Source organism: Legionella genomosp. 1, assembly GCF_900640215.1.
Lineage (GTDB): Bacteria > Pseudomonadota > Gammaproteobacteria > Legionellales > Legionellaceae > Legionella_C > Legionella_C quinlivanii_A.
In genome coordinates this window covers 226,445-243,329 of the sequence record NZ_CAAAJH010000004.1, presented here as the reverse complement: position 1 = coordinate 243,329, position 16,885 = coordinate 226,445, and the positions used below count along the sequence as shown (strand labels likewise).

Here is a 16,885-nt window from a genome sequence, read left to right as displayed (position 1 = left end):
TATAAGCAGAGCTTAGTTGGAGTATCTTGCAGTCGAACATTGTATTCGTGATAATATTATCCATCAACTATTTTTTTCACGAGTTTCCATGGCTATACGTAAAATTATTTATCTACCTGATCCTCGTCTGCGGCTGGTGGCGGAACCGGTTCAGGAAATAACCGAAGAATTACAGCAGCTGATTGATGATATGTTTGAAACCATGTACAGCGTTAACGGCGTGGGACTTGCCGCTCCCCAGATTGGTATCAGCTTAAGGCTTTCTGTAATTGATATAGAAGGGGATAAGGCGAAGCAACTGGTGTTAATCAATCCGGAAATCATTGCTTCTGAAGGAAAAGTGGAGTACCAGGAAGGCTGCCTCTCGGTTCCCAGTGTATATGATACGGTGGTTCGAGCGGAGAAGGTAACCATTCGAGCTCTGGATCGCTACGGCAAGCCCTATGAAATGAGTGGTGAAGGGGTGTTGGGAGAGTGTTTTCAGCATGAGATTGACCATTTGAATGGTAAATTATTTGTTGACTTGCTGTCGCCTTTAAAACGCACTATGGCCAGAAGGAAACTGGATAAATTTAAACGTATGCAAGCCCGAAAATCATGACGTCTTCCTTATCGATTGTTTTCGCTGGCACTCCTGAGTTTGGTGTTCCCTGTCTGGATGCTCTGGCTCGCTCAGGACATCGCTTGCTGGCTGTTTATTCGCAGCCTGATCGCCCGGCCGGTCGTGGGCGTAAATTGCAGGCTTCTGCGGTTAAAACCTGGGCATTGGAGAATCAGTATCCTGTTTATCAGCCGCTTAATTTTAAATCGGAGTCAACAGTCGCTGAGCTTGCCGCATTAAAGCCTGATGTAATGGTGGTGATTGCCTATGGTTTAATTCTGCCAGAAAGGGTTTTGGCTATACCTCGTCTTGGTTGTATCAATGTACATGCATCGCTCTTGCCGCGCTGGCGCGGAGCTTCGCCAATTCAGCAAGCCATACTCCATGGCGATCCCAGAACGGGAGTAACCATTATGCAGATGGATGCCGGCATGGATACGGGTGCAAAACTGATGTCAGTGGACTGTGCCATCGAAGCTCAGGATACTGCAGGGAATTTACACGACAAGCTTTCATTGCTTTCGATAGCCCCTTTGCTGGAAACATTGAATTTATTGGCAGAGGACAAGATAAATCCTGAAGCACAGAGCGCTGAAGGGGTGACCTATGCCGGAAAGATACAAAAAGAGCAGGCCCTTATCGATTGGCAGCTGGATGCCGATGTTATTGAGAGACAGATTAGAGCGTTTAATCCCTGGCCGATTAGCTATACCAGTACCGAAAACGGCGAGATGATCAAAATTTATCAGGCCAAAGTAGAAGCAGAAGTAAGTAATGCAGAACCGGGTACGGTTTTATCTGTAAGCAAGGAAGGGCTCTGTATAGCCACAGGCAGCGGTATTTTATCGATACAGCAGTTACAATTTGCGGGAGGAAAACCGCTTTCGATAACGGAATGGATGAATGCCGGCAAATACCACAGTCTGATTGGTCAGGTATTAAATGAAACCAAATGAACGTGCGCAGGCACTGAAGATTCTGATTGATCTGTTTGAAAAAAAAGTTTCATTAAATCAGTCGCTGCAATCCCCTGAGATAAGCCCCTTAACCAAGGCGATTTGTTTTGGTGTTTGCCGTTATCATTATCGATTGCAGCTGATTGCCAGGCAACTACTGAATAAAAAGCCCGAGGCACCAGAGATCTGGCTATTGATCCTCATGGGATTATTCCAGTTACAGTATCTGGACAAGCCGGAGTATGCGACTGTTCAGGAAACAGTTGCCTTGCTCGACCGGCTCAAAAAGAGTTGGGCAAAAGGTTTGATTAATGCGGTATTGCGGCGTTTCTGCCGCGAAAAAGAGGTAATTCTGGCATCGCTGGAAAATAACCCGGCCTATTCCAGTAATCATCCGCAATGGTTTATCAAGGCTTTGAAAAAAGATTGGCCCAATACCTATAAGAGCATTTTAACTGCCAACGACCAGCATCCCCCCCTCTACTTACGCACGAATCAGCTGAAAACATCCCGGGATGCTTATTTAGCGCAACTTGAGCAGGCAGGTATTGAGGCGGTCGCCACATCTCATTTACCGCATGGTATTCAAATTGATACCGCAGTAGATGTTCGCGAATTACCTGGTTATGCCGAGGGTTATTTTTCAGTGCAGGACGGCTCCGCGCAAGCGGCTGTTAAGTTATTGGCGCTTGAGCCGGGTCTTCGAGTGCTGGACGCCTGCTGCGCTCCTGGCGGAAAAACCAGTTATATTCTTGAGTCCCAGGCCGATTTACAGGAATGTGTCGCTGTTGATGTCGAGCAGAGACGTTTGCAGCGGGTGCAGGAAAATCTGGCACGATTACAACTTAAAGCGACGGTGTTGCAGGGAAATGTTCTCACGCCTTCGGATTGGTGGGATGGTCAATTGTTTGACCGCATTCTGCTCGATGCCCCTTGTTCGGCTACAGGCGTTATTCGCCGGCATCCTGATATCAAAATTATCAGGCAGGAGCAGGATATTGACCCTGTTGTTAGCTTGCAAAAGCAGTTGCTGCATGCAGTCTGGCCCTTGCTGAAAAAAGGAGGATTACTAGTCTATGCAACCTGTTCCATATTAAAGCGCGAAAATGAAGATCAAATCAAAGCGTTTCTACAAGAGCAGTCTGAATGCCGGGTTTTGCCGATTAATCCTCCCTGGGGAAGCGCCAATGAATACGGCTGGCAGATTTTACCGGGCCAGGAAAATTGTGATGGATTTTTTTATAGCGTTTTGTGTAAGGATTAAAAGACAATGTATTGGCCGATGATTCTTTTTTTATTTATTCTGGCTCTCCCGGGGATTTTTATTACTTTACCTCGTCTGATTTCGATGTTGTTACCGAATAACAGTCCAACGGTGCAGAAGAAAATGAGTCGTCTCGTCATTATTCAAACTCTGATTATGGTACTGTTAATGGCAGTGGCAGGCACCGTTTTATCCACTAAAACAGGATTAGGCGATCCGCTGTTGTCAGCCTTATTAAGCGGCAAAGAAATCTGGAGGCATATTCAGGATGCTTTATTGGCAACTGGGATTTTGACTCTTGTTGGCCTGGTGGGTTTTCTTCTGCTGTATTACGGGCTGGCTGCCAGAGGTCTTGAGCCGCCTACGCTGCTTGCTTTAAAAACGTTTCGGCAGAAAATTGGTCTTGATGGTTGTATTCTTTATGGTGGTGTGGTTGATGAAATTCTCGCCCGCTGGGGATTATTGAATGTCATTCTTTATTTCGCCATGTTATTTTCTGGCCAGAAGAGCGATGCGATGGTGTGGACTTGCATTGTCATCAGCGGCTTATTTTTTTCAATCAGCCAGCTTCCCGCTTATCTGGCCGCCGGATGCCGCGCCAGCCGCCAGTTTGTTTATATCATGCTATTGTTATCCCTGTGGCAAGCGCTGATTTTTGGCTACATTTTCTGGCAGTATGGTCTGCTGATTACGATAGTTGCACATATAATTTTTTATCTGGGATGGTATCTGTATGATAAAAACTAGTGCAGTCCTGTCTCAGGACACTGTCTATCGTCTTTTACCTATTGATTGTCTGCAAAGAGGACGTTATCAACCGCGCCTTGATTTTGATGAGCACTTATTGGCCGAGCTTGCGCAATCGATTGCAGCCCAGGGATTGATTGAACCGCTGGTGGTCCGGGAAATAGCCAGCAACTGCTATGAAATTATTGCCGGAGAACGACGCTGGCGTGCAGCCAGAATGGCTGGTTTAACCCAGATACCCTGCATGATTGGCCAATATTCCGATCAACAGGCTGCTGCCCTGACGCTGATCGAAAATATCCAGCGCCAGGAACTTAATCTGATTGAAGAGGCCAGCGGCTATCGTCGTTTATGCGATGAGTTCCATTTCCGCCAGGATGAAATCGCCATTTTGGTTGGAAAGTCTCGTAGTCATGTCACCAATATTATGCGGCTGCTTGGTTTAAGTTCAGAAGTGCAATTGTTGCTTCGAGAGGGGAAGTTGAGCTTTGGCCATGCTCGTTTACTGGTGGGCCTGCCGCCGGCTCAGCAGTTGCTTTTAGCCAGACAAATGATAGAGCAGGACTGGTCGGTCAGACAGAGCGAGCAGGAAATAAAAAAATTTAAAACGCAGCAGGAAGAAGTTTCCGCTTCATTTAAAGACCGTGATGTCTTACAGCTTGAGATGAAACTATCGGAACAGGTGGGGGCGCCTGTCGAAATAATCAGCGAGAAAGGAAAGGGCGGCTGGTTAAAGGTAAAATTTTTCAATAATGATACGCTTGCAGGTCTTCTTGACCGCATGGGCTTGCGGTATGATTAGCAACATTTTTCTGATTTTATAATCACATCACTAAGGAACCTCATCGATGAAAAGGATCTTGTCGTGCGCATTGCTTAGCCTGATCATTACGGATCTCTGCCATGCCACCATCAAAGGCGGGGCTGACCGGCTGATTAATCAGGTCGATCCGGCAACTAATATCGGCATAGAAGTTATTGATTTAAACACAGGAACAACCCTTTACCGCCGAAACCAGGATCAGCCGTTTGTGCCAGCCAGTAACATGAAGCTATTTTCCGATGCGGCGGCTCTGATGGTGCTCGGCCCTGATTACCGCTTCATCAATACCTTAAGTACCAATGCTTCCCAGTTACAGAACGGGGTTCTCAAAGGTTCTCTGTATCTGAAGTTGTCTGGTGATCCTTCGTTTAGCCGCGAGCGCCTGGCCAATTTGCTTGCAGTATTAAAAAACTGGCATATTAACCATATTCAGGGCAATGTGATTATCGATAGCAGCCATGCGGTAGTTAATCCTTACGCTCCTGGCTGGATGACCAGCGATTTAGCCTATAGCTATGGCGCTCCCTTAGGCCCGACCATGATCGATGCCAATCGCATGGTAGCAACCGTCAATCCTGGCGGGAGACCAGGAGAGCCGGCTGTTGTGGAAGTGGATGATGATAGCGGAAGCATTATAGTTAACAATGAAGTGAAAACAAAAGAAAAATCAGCGCGTTGCGGTGTTTCTTTTGTGATGGATCAGGAAAATCATTTAAATGTGAGAGGTTGTATTGGTGTCGGTCAGTGGGCAATCCAGCAAAAAATGGCGATCCGCAATCCTTTAGCCTATGCGAAAGGTCTGGTTCGTCAGCAATTATCTAAAGAGAATATCATTCTGGATGGCAATGTCCTTCTTGGTGGTACACCAAGCGGCGCGATGTTACTGGCCACAGACTCCTCCAAGCCCATTGCGCAACTTATGGCTGATACATTGAAACCTTCGGATAATTTGTATGCGGACAGTCTGTTTCTGCATGCGGCGCATAAATTACATGGTTCTCCGCAAAATTGGCCTGAAGCACAGCAGACTGTTAAAAAATTCTTACAGGATCAAACCGGTATTCCCTTGCAGCAAGCAATTCTGACCGATGGTTCGGGCTTATCGCGTAATGATTTGTTAACTGCAGGTCAAACCGTAAATCTGCTTCGTTTTCTATATGAACGATTCCCTCTGGCCTATGAATATATTGCCGCGTTACCTGTGTCCGGGCGTGACGGTACATTGCAACGGCGATTTAAACGGCCTGAGCAGCAGGATATGGTGCGGGCAAAAACGGGCACCATGACCGGTATTGTGAGTTTGTCGGGTTATCTGTACACCGCGAATGGCCATACGCTGGCATTTGCGATGTATATTAATAACCGCCCGGGCACCAGTCCTTCCATTTCTGGAAAATACCGCTATCTGATTGACGCTTTGTGTACCTATTTTTTACAGCAAAAGCCTGGAAACAATTCCTGGTCACGGATGTTTGCTTCAAAAAATAGAATCAAGTATCAGATGAATCCAACTCAGGCTGAACAGCAACGCGGCAAACAAGCGCGCTGGCGTCGTCTGGAGACAGTGGTTAAACAGGCTGTGAATGGGCAGGCGGTGACTGTAATTTATCGCGGCAATGAACTATTGCTGAAAGACACCCAGGCTGATCCCGGCAGAGTACTGAATGCCTTACTGGCTTTGAAGAAAAAATATCCCTTTGCAATTGCCGTGTCTTCAAAGACATCCATAGGAGGAAACCTGTTATGGATGGACACGGCCAGTCTGCCTGGTGATTCACAACGGGTATGGATGATCCGAGAAGCGGTTAGCTAGGATATGAGGGGCTGAGCTTTAACTGCTCAGTCCCTACGCAAAAAACTGTCTTTGCGAGCGGTAGCGAGGCAATCCAGCTTCTTGCTTTGTTCAAACTCTGATCTGGATTGCTTCACTTCGTTCGCAATGACGACAGGTTAGTTGCTTGATTCTATTCATGCAACAACGCCACGCGGAAATGACAACTCGAATATATCATTTAACAGAAAAATTAAAATAAGTCTTTGGAAAGGGTTCATTTTTTAAAGTAAAATGCCACCATTCTTTGGCATAGGGTTTAAACCCGCCCCTGATCATCAGTGTTCTAAGCAATAAACGATTTTTCTTCTGCTCAGCGCTAAGCTCTTTATAAAAAACATGAGCACTGGGATCCAGACAATCAAAACGTGTTCCGGTATTAATACTGTTATCATCCTGATAATTACGTGACTTTCCGAAACAAGCGGTGCCTGGTCGAGCGGTTCTTTTGTTAGGTGATGACAGAGACACCAGGGTTAAATCAACGGTACTGCCTCGACTGTGGCCTGAAGAAAGCGCGATATAACCTTTCTCGAAAAGCTCGGATTTTTCCACTCTGGGATAGTAATAAGGTTTCTCGCTATTCTCTTTTATATTTTGGCTCCAGTTATAAAAAGCTTTAACCGCTTTCGTAGGCCGATAGCAATCATATACTTTTAGCGTATAACCCAAATGTTTCGCCTGTGCTTCTATTTTTGCCAGGTTATTCGCCGCTTGCCGAGTCAGAATACAGCGCCCGCTCAAATAACCTGGCACCACTTTTCCCGTAAAGTTATAGGCGTTGGCATAACGGAGCTCCTCGATAATATCCGGAGCTGAATCCTGCAAATACACAAAATCTGAGGGCAGAGCGAAACAGGGGAAATTGACCAGAAAGAGGAGTAATCCTTTAAAACGACACATAAGTATTCCTATGGGGGTTAGTTCTTGGTTAAAAACAGCCAAAATAAATGTAACAAAAGTGTAAATTAAATGCATGCTGTCTAAATAATAATATTTCCTTAAGTGAAATTCTATAATTTGAGTAGAACCAGATTTTTTGGAGTAGCTAATGTCTTTAGCTGAGGATATTAAAAAATACATCGATAGCAAAGATGATGTGGTAGCGTATAACAAAATTAAGAAAGAATTTTTTTCCGATGTTCTTGTGCAGCTCAAAAGCGGCAAGTTGTCCGCAGAATATCTGAGTAGAAAAATTTCTGAATTGTCTAAAGAGGAACGGGATGCGCTTTTTTATAAACGTTCGCGCGGAAAGCCCTCCATTTCCAGTAAAGCCGCTCAGTTAATCTCGGATATTTATGTTTATTATCTGGGTATTCCAATTCGCGACCTCTCCCTCGCCGTGCTTGTCGCAGAAGGCCTTAGCGATACTAATTTTAACAGGATTTGCCAGCACCCTTATGACGCATGGTTAAAATCACCATCTCGACTTTCCCGCCAGGTCTGGTTGCAGCGCCAGCTTTTAAGCGATTTGAAGCTTAGAATTCCTGAGGTGGTCAATACAGAGATACTGGAAACTGGATTAAAAAATGGCCTGGATGATGGCACTGTCCGCTTAGGCGATAGTTTCCTGACTGTGATAAAGCGTGCCCCCCGATTTCTGACTGTTTTAATCAATAAGCTATATAAACAGTATCAAGGCGAAGAAAGAGAACAGGAGTTCACTGAATCTTTAACAAACGAAATACTTCCTTTTCTTGATGAGCAGGACGAAGAGCATGCAGAGCGTAATCAGCAATTACTTATTTCGTTGGTTCAGACCGATGTTCCTATCCTGACTGCTCTGACTAAAGCACGGCCAAGATTCTTCCTCTCACTGAATCAGTCTGCGCAAAAAGATGTACTCAATGCGCTAAGTTTTGAAGAAACCACCGCCTTAGAAGCCAGTTTAACTGATTATTTGAAAAAGGTTGATCCGGTAATGGCTGCTCACGGGCTGGAAGAAATTTCCAACTTTTTGGCTGGAGAAAAAGGCTCACAGGAACAAAGCGGCTCGGATTCTATTTTAATCAGTTTGCGAGATCACATTAAAATTCGTCAGGGAGAGAAAGCGGCTTCATTTGTCCACTCTGCTCAGGCACGAAAGGCCTTGTTAGCCATTCGAACCTATTTGCAACAAAACCCGGATGATTATAAAAGCCATGTTTTTTCCGAATTGGCCTCCCGAATCAGGAATGAAAGGGACATCAGTGTGGAAATGCTTAAGGATATCCTGGCATCAGCTGATTTACCCAGGTTATTTGCCAAATGGTCAGGTCCCACCCGCTCCCGGGCTGCGGGCTTAATGACGCAATTATTTAACATCGCCAGCCTGGGGGAGAACCTGGCTCCTGCTGAGCAACAACGGATGGTAACCGATGGTGAGCTGCCGTTAGTGTTAGATAAAGAGGATAAACTGGACAGAGTAATCAACAATCATATTGAACAATCCCTGATGGACCCGATAAAAGCCCGCGGCTCTTTGCTAGGCCGCACTGTTGAAAGTGAATTGAGTGTTTACAAAACAATGGCTAATCTTGGTCAGTATAATCTTGGAAAAAACAGCCAGCGTGCAGAAGCGATTTATCAGCAGTTTTTAATCAATAAAGGAATAGCAATCGCTGAGAGACAAGAGCTGCCTGTTTTTGATACGCAAGGACATGTGTTACTGGAAGTCCATCTCACTCAGGAAGATATGGATGAGATAATTAGCCAAATCACTGAAGGCAATGATACCAATGGCAGTCTCGAAAAACTGGCGGCAGCGATGGGGGTTGAACGCATTACGGAAACCACCTTCTGCAATCTCGATGTCAGTTTTCATCCACGCCTGCGCAGACAGTTTTTAGCCTATGTTGAAGCGTCCGCAGGTCAGGCAGTGCATCCATCCGTGATTATTCATGAGTCCTACAAACCCTTACCTGAGGAAAAAAGCATCACTTCACATCTTGAAGAGTTATTTGAAAAGGGTGAGCAGGGAAGCATTATTCCGCTTCAGGAAGAAATGACTATGCATGCTTCCCTTGCTTTAAGGGCAATTGAGCGTCTTCTTATTCAGAAAGATTTATTAAACGCCAATGAGTCCATATTCTCAACTGAAGAAAAGCAGCAACTGTTTGAGCAAATCAATAAGAAAGTAATGCTTCGCTATCATGCGGCTCTAAGGGATAGTATTGCCAGAAAGGGTTCATTGGTGGTAGCTGAGTTAAATAAAGAGCTGGATGGCACAAGAAAGAAATTGTCCTCTGAAGTGCGAGAGTTACTGCGTGACGCTATGAGGGAGAAGTTAAGTCATGCTGATAATCTGGAGGACTATCAGGCGGCTATAAAAGAATTAAAGAAAGATCATTTTACCAGTACCACAGGTTCTGCTATGGACTATTTACATACAGATGCCAGCAATCAACTGGTGATGCGAGTTAGCGCAACGGAAGAGACAGCGCACAATAAACAGAAAGGGGCTAACCGCCAGGCATTCCGAGCGATTGCACGTAACCGCTATAATCCACAGGAAGAAACTGTTGCAGCTTTCAAACATCAGGCTGTAGATGCACGAGTGCCCTCGATAGCAGTGCTGGGTGCGACCGATGCAATTCGAGATGTGGCTGATAAACTGGCCGTTGATGTGACTCGATTACACAATAAAAACCCAGGTTACCGCTCACCGGTTGTTTATAATCTGCTGACTTCTTTGTATACGCGCATTGGTGATAATGGGCCGGGAGCCAATCAGCAGCGGGAAAGTGCCAGATTAATTCTGCAGGGAGCGCATTTATATAATAAGGAACAATTGAGCGCATCCAGACTCGATTCTCTCGTCTATGTGCAGAATATTCCGGTTAATCAGCATACTCTCAAACTGGATCCTTCGGCATTTGATGATGTGACCAGAGAAGCTACCTTAATGACTCAAATGGCAATGATCTCAAGTTTAATGCATTATCGTGCCTATTTGCCGCCCTCATTGAGTGAGAGTCTGGCCAAGGCTCATGAACGCTTACAAGGCAATTACTTCAATTATCTAAATACAGAAATGGCGGAGTGTCCGTTTTATAAGGATTCCTCGTCTGGAAAAGAGAGTCTCGGTTATTTTGAAATGATGCGAGGTGAATGGAAAAACGCAGTAATCCAGCCCTGCGATAATGATCTTCATGTGCTGGTAGCTCAGGTACTGCTTAAAGCGCTGGCTAATGGCGATTATCGTAATGAGCAGTTCGGTATGCTGATGCAATCGCTGTCTATCTTTATTGAGCCGACCTCAATGGCGGGCTGTAAAAGTGCGAATGAGCGATACCAGGCGGTTGCCGGGCGGGTGGCATTATTATGGAGTATGGCGGAGCCTGTTGAGCATTCCAGTAAACCAAAGGAAGAATTGCTTGCCAGTCTAAAAGCTTATGTTAATGAAGCGGTCCCGATGAAAGAAGTGCAGAAACAGCTGGATATTGCCTACAATTGCTCCATACCGTATGGCGGCGCCTGTTATCATAGCCATGCTGATCAGGGAGGCCCTTCCAAATTGGAAAAAACAGATCATCAGGGTGGAAAACTAGGCTTTTTTGATTTCAATACCAATATTGCCGAAAGCGGCTATGTCGATCGCCTGGTGCAAAAAAATGCCTCGTCAATGCAAGCACACAAAGTGGCAAAAGTTATGGTGGAAGAGTTTAGCAATGATTTTGCCAGTTACACTGCAGCCAGAGATCAGGAGCTTCATTTACTATAATAAGCGACTCAACAGCGTAGGTCGGGCGTTTCGCTCATAGCCGTGAGGCTAAGAAGTATTGTTATCCCCTCTCCACCGCGCGCAGCGTGGGGGGAGAGGGTAGGGTGAGGGGGGTTAAAAAATTTATCACGTTAGTGATTCCATTTTATTGTGGCAATAAACCATAACCACAGAAATATGATTAATGAATCGCTACGCGACCTTGTTTATAGCCCCCTCTCCCTAACCCTCTCCCCCGCTGCGCGCGGTGGAGAGGGGATCAGATATTCTAAGCCTGACGGCTATGGGCGAAGCGCCCGACATTTCCTTGATTCGGGCAAAGATCCAACCTGTTTGAGAATGTCGAAACGCTGCTTCATCGGTTAAAGCGTTTCTCTTTGGGTAATTTATCAGGCTTTGTGCCCTGCAAATTGGAAGGCGGTTCTTTATTGACCGCTTTGTCTTTCCTCTCTACCGCCTGCGGTTGTGGGCTAGATGTGTGACGAGTCATAAAAACCTCCCTAAAAATATTGCACCGTTGTTGTAGTGACATCCACTGGCTCCTCATCCACAAATGCGGAGGTATAGCAAGGTGGCGTGGCAAGGACCTGACGGTATTCAATGACTTCTCGATTCGTGTTACAGCAGGCTGCCAGAAGAAGAATTGTAGGAAGCAGGGCTATCCATCGCATGATTGGCCTCTTGTCTTTGTTATTGATTTAATTGTAGTTTACTTGTTTAATCTTTGCCAATTAATGACAAATTACACACATAAGCTTATCCTCACAAAACTATGGAAAGGATTTGTTTTGTACTAATATAATAATATTTATACAAAAAATGTAACAAATCATGCCTATTGATGATTTTCCTTTTTCTGAAGCTCCTAATGCCGCCCTTATCCGGTTAACCAATAAATTTGGCTACAAGAGCGAGGAAGAGTTTGAAAAAGAAGACATCGGCTTTGATGAAAAAATAAGAAGACTAAGGGCGGCATTAGTATACGAAGAAATGAGTCATTTAAAACAGCAAATAGAAGCTCAAGGCATTGAAGTATATGCAGTTGATGAAGACACTTATATTGAGAATAATAAAACGTATTATTATCCTTATCAGGTCTTCCTTACCGATACAGGCCACTATTACTCCAGCAAGGAAGCGCTATTTTTTATTCCGGGTTATTTCAGAAAAGATTCAAGACAGGGTGAGGAAAAGACGCCTATAAAACAAGCCGAGAAGCTGGGTGCAAGGATTCAGCCGCTTTCACCGTCAGATGAGCAGGGGATTTATTTCGAGGGCGGGGATTTTCTTAAAGCGCCCGATCGTGCTTTGTATTTTTTAGGCTATGGACAAAGGACTGAAAAGAAAGCATATGCCGTAATCAGCCAAATAATAGATGAACAGGTCATTCCCATCCAATTATTACGCAAAGAATTTTTTCATCTGGACTGCTGCCTGACCCCTTTGCCCAATGATGTGCTTTTACTTTACGAAGGTGAATATATCAGAGATAAACAGGCGCGTTTACTGAAAAATAAACAGGGTTTGCCATTATTGATAAAACACACACAAACTATCAGTGATTACCATCGTGCATATCTGCGCAAGCTCTACGATCCTGAGAAAATTATTCTGTTAAGCACTCCTGAGGCAATTGCCTATGGAGCGAATGGACTTATTCTTAAAAGTAATGCTGATTCTCGGTATAAAATGTTTGTAAATGGCAGCGCTGGTGCAACAGAAAGAGAGAGTGAGTTTGCTGTTTATGATCACTTTTTTTCCCTCAGTGAAAAGACCAGGGATGCTATTTTAAGTTTGACTGAAAACAGAATGGACATTATTGAAGTTCCGTACAGCAGTTTGCATTATGCCTTTGGATCGGTGCATTGCACGATTGAAGAATTCTATCAGACTAAATCCTGAAAAGATGGCTTCGTCTTCATCAGGGATGATAGTCTTTAGGTGTTTTGCCATTCAAAAAATAAAGAAATGCCAATAGTTGTGCGACAGCGACATAAAGCTTTGGCGGTATTTCACTATCCAGTTGCACCTGTGCAAGCAAGGCAGTCAATTCCTTATTTTCCTGGAGAGGAATGCCATGCTGTTTTGCCACCTGAATAATTCGCTCGGCAATTTCGCCTTCCCCCTTGGCGGTTACACGTGGTGCTTTTTTCCCGTCATAATGCAGAGCAACTGCTTGCCTGTTCTTTTTAATCATACTTTAATATCCAATAATTTAAGATTGGCCGTATCCAGCTGATTTTCTTCAAGTCCTTGGCGCAAATGCCAACTGCGTAAGTTTAATCCGGCTTCTTTCAATAATTCACTAAAGTCCGCTGCATTTTCCTGCAGTATCTCCAGTGTAGAGGCGATTTCGCTGTTTAACTGGACATCCAGAGCATCTCCCTGCAAAGTTAATTTAGCTTGTATGGCACCTAAATGTTCCAAATTGACTGCAAAGCGAATAGACCAGTTACTTTCCTGGGCATTCCGTTCAGGTTCTTCTTTAATTAAAAGCGGGATAATATCGGCTTGCTGGCTAGTATTGACGGGCAAATCAACCATTACACTGTAAGGGATGTTGTTGGTGTGGAGTAAGTGAGTGAGCTGGCCCGCCGTAATTCGTGCCAGTACGTGTTCCAGGTGGTCACGCACCAGCGGCAGCAATTCATCAATGGCTAAATCGGCCATCGGAGAAGGTCTGGCATAGGGCTGCGGCAAAACACCAGGCAGAGGCAGATTTTCTTTTTGAACCGAGTGATCGCCGGCTATTGTGATAACGCTGCTGTTATCAGGATAATTTTTCTGAATGGCCGCCAGCAATTGCAGGCATTGGCCTTTAAAGTCATTTCCCAGATTCGATTGCTTATTAAAATTAAGCAGGGAAGCTTCCAGAAAATAACCGCTTTGTACCAAGGCCTGCTGAAATTTCTGCGGCAGATCGTTTAAGGGAACGATACTTTGCAGCAATTGCTGTGCTTGCGTTCTAAGTGGTTCAGGAAGATTTTCCTGATTCTGCATAACGCTAAGCAGGGGCATTAACTGGGTGGCTGGCAGTTGCCGCGGCAAGTAATGTAATAAGGCCTGATTTAAGGTGTTTAAGGGAACAGGGTCTTTAATGACTTGTAAAACGGTAGATTCCCCTGTTTTAGCGACTTTGATCTCCAGTAATTCGCCTGGTGTAAAATGATGAGAAGTTTTGGCATTGATGTTCTGCCCATTGATATTGATGCTGACTTCATTCGCATTTTGAAAGTTCACGACGGCTCTTAAAAGCTGCCCGATATAAAGCTCCTGACTTCTGCCAAGACGAGGTTCGCTGGAAACAGGATTTAAACGCAGGTTTTGGGCAATAACCAATTCCGTGGCCATCTTGTTCTTCCTTAGGGCCGCAGGCACTCACTCCAAGGATCACTGCCATTGAGTTAAGGAATTTTGTCCTTCCCGCAAAGGCGGGAATCCATTCCTCAACTGCCATTGTAGCTAGCCCAGAGATGGATCCCCGCCTTCGCGTGGAAGACATTAAATATACAACTAAGCTTAACTAAATGATAGTAACCCCCAAGGATAAGCCCTGCACATTTACTGCAATTCTTATAAGAGTATACACTTTTTATAACGCAAGATCTGGCTATTACCGCTTTTTTCACGTAGCTTATACGCAGATTTTCATTGAGCATGCTTGATGGTTCATGAAAGGATTGGAACTAATTGACAGGGTGTGATGATGCTGGATAGAGCAAGTGTAGTGGATGAGCAGTTCCTTAAAAAAATAAAGGCTGCTGATTTCCCGGCGGCGTTAAGTAATACGCAACCTGGGCAGGCTGGACTCGATAAAAAACTGGCCATTGAGTTATTTGATTCGCAGATTAAATCGCGCCTGCTTGATTTAATCGCCCGCCAACTGAAAGAAAAAGGTTTATCTTTTTATACGATTGGCAGTAGCGGCCATGAAGGTAATGCCGTTTTCGGACAAGTCTTTCGTTCTGCTGATATGGCATTTCTTCATTACAGAAGCGGAGGGTTTTATCTTCAGCGGGCTAAACAGGTCGCAGGCTGTGACGGGGTTCGCGATATCCTGCTCTCTCTGGTGGCGGCTGCAGAAGAGCCGATTGCCGGAGGCCGGCATAAGGTGTTTGGCAGCGTGCCTTTATCTATTCCCCCGCAAACCTCAACAATCGCCTCACACTTGCCCAAAGCGCTGGGCGCGGCAATTTCCATCACTCGTGCCAGAGAGCTGGGCATTGAATCGCGCCTACCGGCTGACTCCATTGTCCTTTGCTCATTTGGAGACGCATCTACCAATCACGCGTCTTCACAAACCACCTTAAACGCCTGCTCCTGGATTGCCAGTCAGGGTTATCCGCTCCCCCTGGTTTTTATTTGTGAAGATAATGGAATTGGTATTTCCGTGCCCACGCCCAATCATTGGATTGGATCCTCTATTAAAAACCGCCCGGCAATTCATTATCTGAGTTGTGATGGATTGAATATAGCGGATACCTTTCTGAAGGCGCAGGAAGCTCAACAAATAGCAAGGCAGAAAAAGCAGCCGGTTTTCCTGCATATGAAATGCGTACGCCTCTTGGGCCATGCGGGTTCCGATATTGAGTCGCAATATCACAGTCAGGCTGAGATTGAACGGATAGAAGCCAATGATCCCCTGCTTCATACTGCAAGAATATTACATGAACAGGACTGGATGAGCCTGGAATCAATGGCTGAGTTATACCTTGATAACAAGTCGCTGATTGAAGCGAAGGCAATGGAAGCTGTTCGTTTGCCGCGCATGAGCAGCGCCGCTGAAGTCATGTCCTCGATTATCCCCAAGCCCACATCAGCTACTCCTTATCCCGTGCCAGACGATGCTGCCCGAATCAAAGCGTTTGGCAGTGCTTATAACCAGCTGAGTCTAAAACGAAATCTTTGCCAGAATATCAATTTCGCTTTAACTGATCTTATGGCTCAATACCCTAATATGCTGGTTTTTGGCGAGGACGTGGGTAAAAAGGGCGGTGTATACCGGGTGACTGCTGATTTGCAGGCAAGATTTGGTCAGCGCCGTGTGTTTGACTCCATTCTGGATGAGACGACAATTCTTGGAACAGCGATTGGTTTATCCCATAATGGCTTTATTCCGGTTCCGGAAATCCAGTTTTTAGCCTATTTACATAACGCGGAAGATCAGTTGCGCGGAGAGGCATCAACCTTGTCGTTCTTTTCCAATGGTCAATATTGTAACCCGATGGTCATACGTATTGCCGGTTTAGCCTATCAGAAAGGCTTTGGCGGTCATTTTCATAATGACAACTCGATTGCTGTACTTCGGGATTTACCCGGTGTGATTGTGGCCTGCCCTTCAAATGGCCCTGATGCTGCTAAAATGTTAAGAACCTGCATAAAACTGGCACATGAACAAGGCCGTGTTGTGGTGTTCCTTGAGCCTATTGCTCTGTACATGACTAAAGATCTGCATGAAAATGGCGATAATGGCTGGCTGTTTGAGTATCCGCCTGCTCATGAAACCATTGAGGCGGGAGAGGTTGGTGTATTCGGTGAGGGGGATACAGTGATTCTTAGCTATGCCAATGGCTACTACTTATCACGCCAAGCCGCCAAAATTTTACGCGATCAATACCAACTCAAAGTGAAGATCGTCGATTTACGCTGGTTAAGCCCTTTGCCTGCACAAGCCATTTTACGCGAAGTAGCAAAGGCAAAGCGTGTTCTGATTGTCGATGAGGGACGGCGCAGTGCCTCCATTAGCGAAGGATTAACCACCTTGCTTGCGGAAGAAGCCTCATCACGTTTGAAAATAAAACGCATTACGGGTGAAGATTGCTTCATCCCATTAGGAACTGCATGGCAATACCTATTGCCCAGCAAAGAATCCATTGTTGAAGCGGTTCTTGATTTGAATTCAGTGAAAAGGGAGAAGGAAAGTGGACGACTTGCTGTTTCTTGAAGAACAATTACAAGATG

14 protein-coding genes are annotated in these 16,885 nt (G+C 45.2%); 9 read left to right on the top strand and 5 right to left on the bottom strand.

Translation table 11 applies throughout. The annotated features are described in order from the left end of the window. Positions 1-88: 88 nt before the first annotated feature. Genes def through dacB form a run of 6 tightly spaced genes read left to right on the top strand, consistent with a single transcriptional unit; the run spans position 89 to position 6,204 of the window. Positions 89-601 (top strand): peptide deformylase, encoded by a 513-nt coding sequence (gene def, locus E1O89_RS06260; protein ID WP_112220194.1) that lies wholly within the window; start codon positions 89-91, stop codon positions 599-601. Beyond that, positions 598-1,557, top strand: a complete 960-nt coding sequence (gene fmt / locus E1O89_RS06255; protein WP_133139408.1) for a methionyl-tRNA formyltransferase — start codon at positions 598-600, stop codon at positions 1,555-1,557. The genes def and fmt overlap by 4 nt, the downstream gene beginning before the upstream one ends. Next, the gene (gene rsmB / locus E1O89_RS06250; RefSeq protein WP_133139407.1) at positions 1,544-2,821 is read left to right on the top strand and encodes a 16S rRNA (cytosine(967)-C(5))-methyltransferase RsmB; all 1,278 of its coding nucleotides are present in this window, start codon (positions 1,544-1,546) and stop codon (positions 2,819-2,821) included. The genes fmt and rsmB overlap by 14 nt, the downstream gene beginning before the upstream one ends. 6 nt (positions 2,822-2,827) lie before the next feature. Then, complete coding sequence (locus E1O89_RS06245; protein ID WP_133139406.1) at positions 2,828-3,568, top strand: CPBP family glutamic-type intramembrane protease; 741 nt, start codon at positions 2,828-2,830, stop codon at positions 3,566-3,568. Continuing rightward, entirely contained in the window at positions 3,555-4,370 is an 816-nt protein-coding gene (locus E1O89_RS06240) for a ParB/RepB/Spo0J family partition protein (RefSeq protein ID WP_133139405.1), read from the top strand. The genes E1O89_RS06245 and E1O89_RS06240 overlap by 14 nt, the downstream gene beginning before the upstream one ends. A 46-nt stretch (positions 4,371-4,416) precedes the next feature. Beyond that, complete coding sequence (gene dacB, locus E1O89_RS06235; RefSeq protein ID WP_133139404.1) at positions 4,417-6,204, top strand: D-alanyl-D-alanine carboxypeptidase/D-alanyl-D-alanine-endopeptidase; 1,788 nt, start codon at positions 4,417-4,419, stop codon at positions 6,202-6,204. 195 nt (positions 6,205-6,399) lie between these two features. Here the strand turns inward: dacB and E1O89_RS06230 are convergent, their stop codons facing one another. Next, entirely contained in the window at positions 6,400-7,125 is a 726-nt protein-coding gene (locus E1O89_RS06230) for a M15 family metallopeptidase (RefSeq protein ID WP_133139403.1), read from the bottom strand. Between the two features lie 148 nt (positions 7,126-7,273). On the opposite strand from E1O89_RS06230, the gene E1O89_RS06225 reads away from it, so the two are divergent. Then, positions 7,274-10,924 carry a hypothetical protein gene (locus E1O89_RS06225; RefSeq protein WP_133139402.1) on the top strand — a complete coding sequence of 1,217 codons (3,651 nt, stop codon included), beginning with the start codon at positions 7,274-7,276 and terminating at the stop codon, positions 10,922-10,924. Positions 10,925-11,279: 355 nt separating this feature from the next. Here the strand turns inward: E1O89_RS06225 and E1O89_RS15655 are convergent, their stop codons facing one another. Both E1O89_RS15655 and E1O89_RS15410 read right to left on the bottom strand, forming a co-directional pair. Continuing rightward, positions 11,280-11,414 (bottom strand): hypothetical protein, encoded by a 135-nt coding sequence (locus E1O89_RS15655; protein WP_255665355.1) that lies wholly within the window; start codon positions 11,412-11,414, stop codon positions 11,280-11,282. A 10-nt stretch (positions 11,415-11,424) separates the two neighbouring features. Next, positions 11,425-11,595, bottom strand: a complete 171-nt coding sequence (locus E1O89_RS15410) for a hypothetical protein (protein WP_165483079.1) — start codon at positions 11,593-11,595, stop codon at positions 11,425-11,427. A 160-nt stretch (positions 11,596-11,755) separates the two neighbouring features. Here E1O89_RS15410 and E1O89_RS06220 point away from each other — a divergent pair, with 160 nt between their 5' ends. Continuing rightward, the gene (locus E1O89_RS06220) at positions 11,756-12,826 is read left to right on the top strand and encodes an arginine deiminase-related protein (protein ID WP_133139401.1); all 1,071 of its coding nucleotides are present in this window, start codon (positions 11,756-11,758) and stop codon (positions 12,824-12,826) included. A 19-nt stretch (positions 12,827-12,845) separates the two neighbouring features. On the opposite strand, the gene E1O89_RS06215 is transcribed toward E1O89_RS06220, so the two are convergent. Next, positions 12,846-13,121: an EscU/YscU/HrcU family type III secretion system export apparatus switch protein gene (locus E1O89_RS06215; protein ID WP_133139400.1), complete on the bottom strand. Its 276-nt coding sequence runs from the start codon at positions 13,119-13,121 to the stop codon at positions 12,846-12,848. Continuing rightward, positions 13,118-14,275, bottom strand: a complete 1,158-nt coding sequence (locus E1O89_RS06210; protein WP_133139399.1) for a flagellar hook-length control protein FliK — start codon at positions 14,273-14,275, stop codon at positions 13,118-13,120. The genes E1O89_RS06215 and E1O89_RS06210 overlap by 4 nt, the downstream gene beginning before the upstream one ends. A gap of 355 nt (positions 14,276-14,630) precedes the next feature. Between E1O89_RS06210 and E1O89_RS06205 the strand changes: the two genes are divergently transcribed. After that, positions 14,631-16,868: a thiamine pyrophosphate-dependent enzyme gene (locus E1O89_RS06205; protein ID WP_133139438.1), complete on the top strand. Its 2,238-nt coding sequence runs from the start codon at positions 14,631-14,633 to the stop codon at positions 16,866-16,868. Positions 16,869-16,885 lie beyond the last annotated feature (17 nt).

Excerpts from the sequence above, each read along its gene's own strand:
- def (WP_112220194.1), top strand. The coding sequence starts at position 89 with ATGGCTATACGTAAAATTATTTATCTACCTGATCCTCGTCTGCGGCTG.
- fmt (WP_133139408.1), top strand. The coding sequence starts at position 598 with ATGACGTCTTCCTTATCGATTGTTTTCGCTGGCACTCCTGAGTTTGGT.
- rsmB (WP_133139407.1), top strand. The coding sequence starts at position 1,544 with ATGAAACCAAATGAACGTGCGCAGGCACTGAAGATTCTGATTGATCTG.
- E1O89_RS06245 (WP_133139406.1), top strand. The coding sequence starts at position 2,828 with ATGTATTGGCCGATGATTCTTTTTTTATTTATTCTGGCTCTCCCGGGG.
- E1O89_RS06240 (WP_133139405.1), top strand. The coding sequence starts at position 3,555 with ATGATAAAAACTAGTGCAGTCCTGTCTCAGGACACTGTCTATCGTCTT.
- dacB (WP_133139404.1), top strand. The coding sequence starts at position 4,417 with ATGAAAAGGATCTTGTCGTGCGCATTGCTTAGCCTGATCATTACGGAT.
- E1O89_RS06230 (WP_133139403.1), bottom strand. The coding sequence starts at position 7,125 with ATGTGTCGTTTTAAAGGATTACTCCTCTTTCTGGTCAATTTCCCCTGT.
- E1O89_RS06225 (WP_133139402.1), top strand. The coding sequence starts at position 7,274 with ATGTCTTTAGCTGAGGATATTAAAAAATACATCGATAGCAAAGATGAT.
- E1O89_RS15655 (WP_255665355.1), bottom strand. The coding sequence starts at position 11,414 with ATGACTCGTCACACATCTAGCCCACAACCGCAGGCGGTAGAGAGGAAA.
- E1O89_RS15410 (WP_165483079.1), bottom strand. The coding sequence starts at position 11,595 with ATGCGATGGATAGCCCTGCTTCCTACAATTCTTCTTCTGGCAGCCTGC.
- E1O89_RS06220 (WP_133139401.1), top strand. The coding sequence starts at position 11,756 with ATGCCTATTGATGATTTTCCTTTTTCTGAAGCTCCTAATGCCGCCCTT.
- E1O89_RS06215 (WP_133139400.1), bottom strand. The coding sequence starts at position 13,121 with ATGATTAAAAAGAACAGGCAAGCAGTTGCTCTGCATTATGACGGGAAA.
- E1O89_RS06210 (WP_133139399.1), bottom strand. The coding sequence starts at position 14,275 with ATGGCCACGGAATTGGTTATTGCCCAAAACCTGCGTTTAAATCCTGTT.
- E1O89_RS06205 (WP_133139438.1), top strand. The coding sequence starts at position 14,631 with ATGCTGGATAGAGCAAGTGTAGTGGATGAGCAGTTCCTTAAAAAAATA.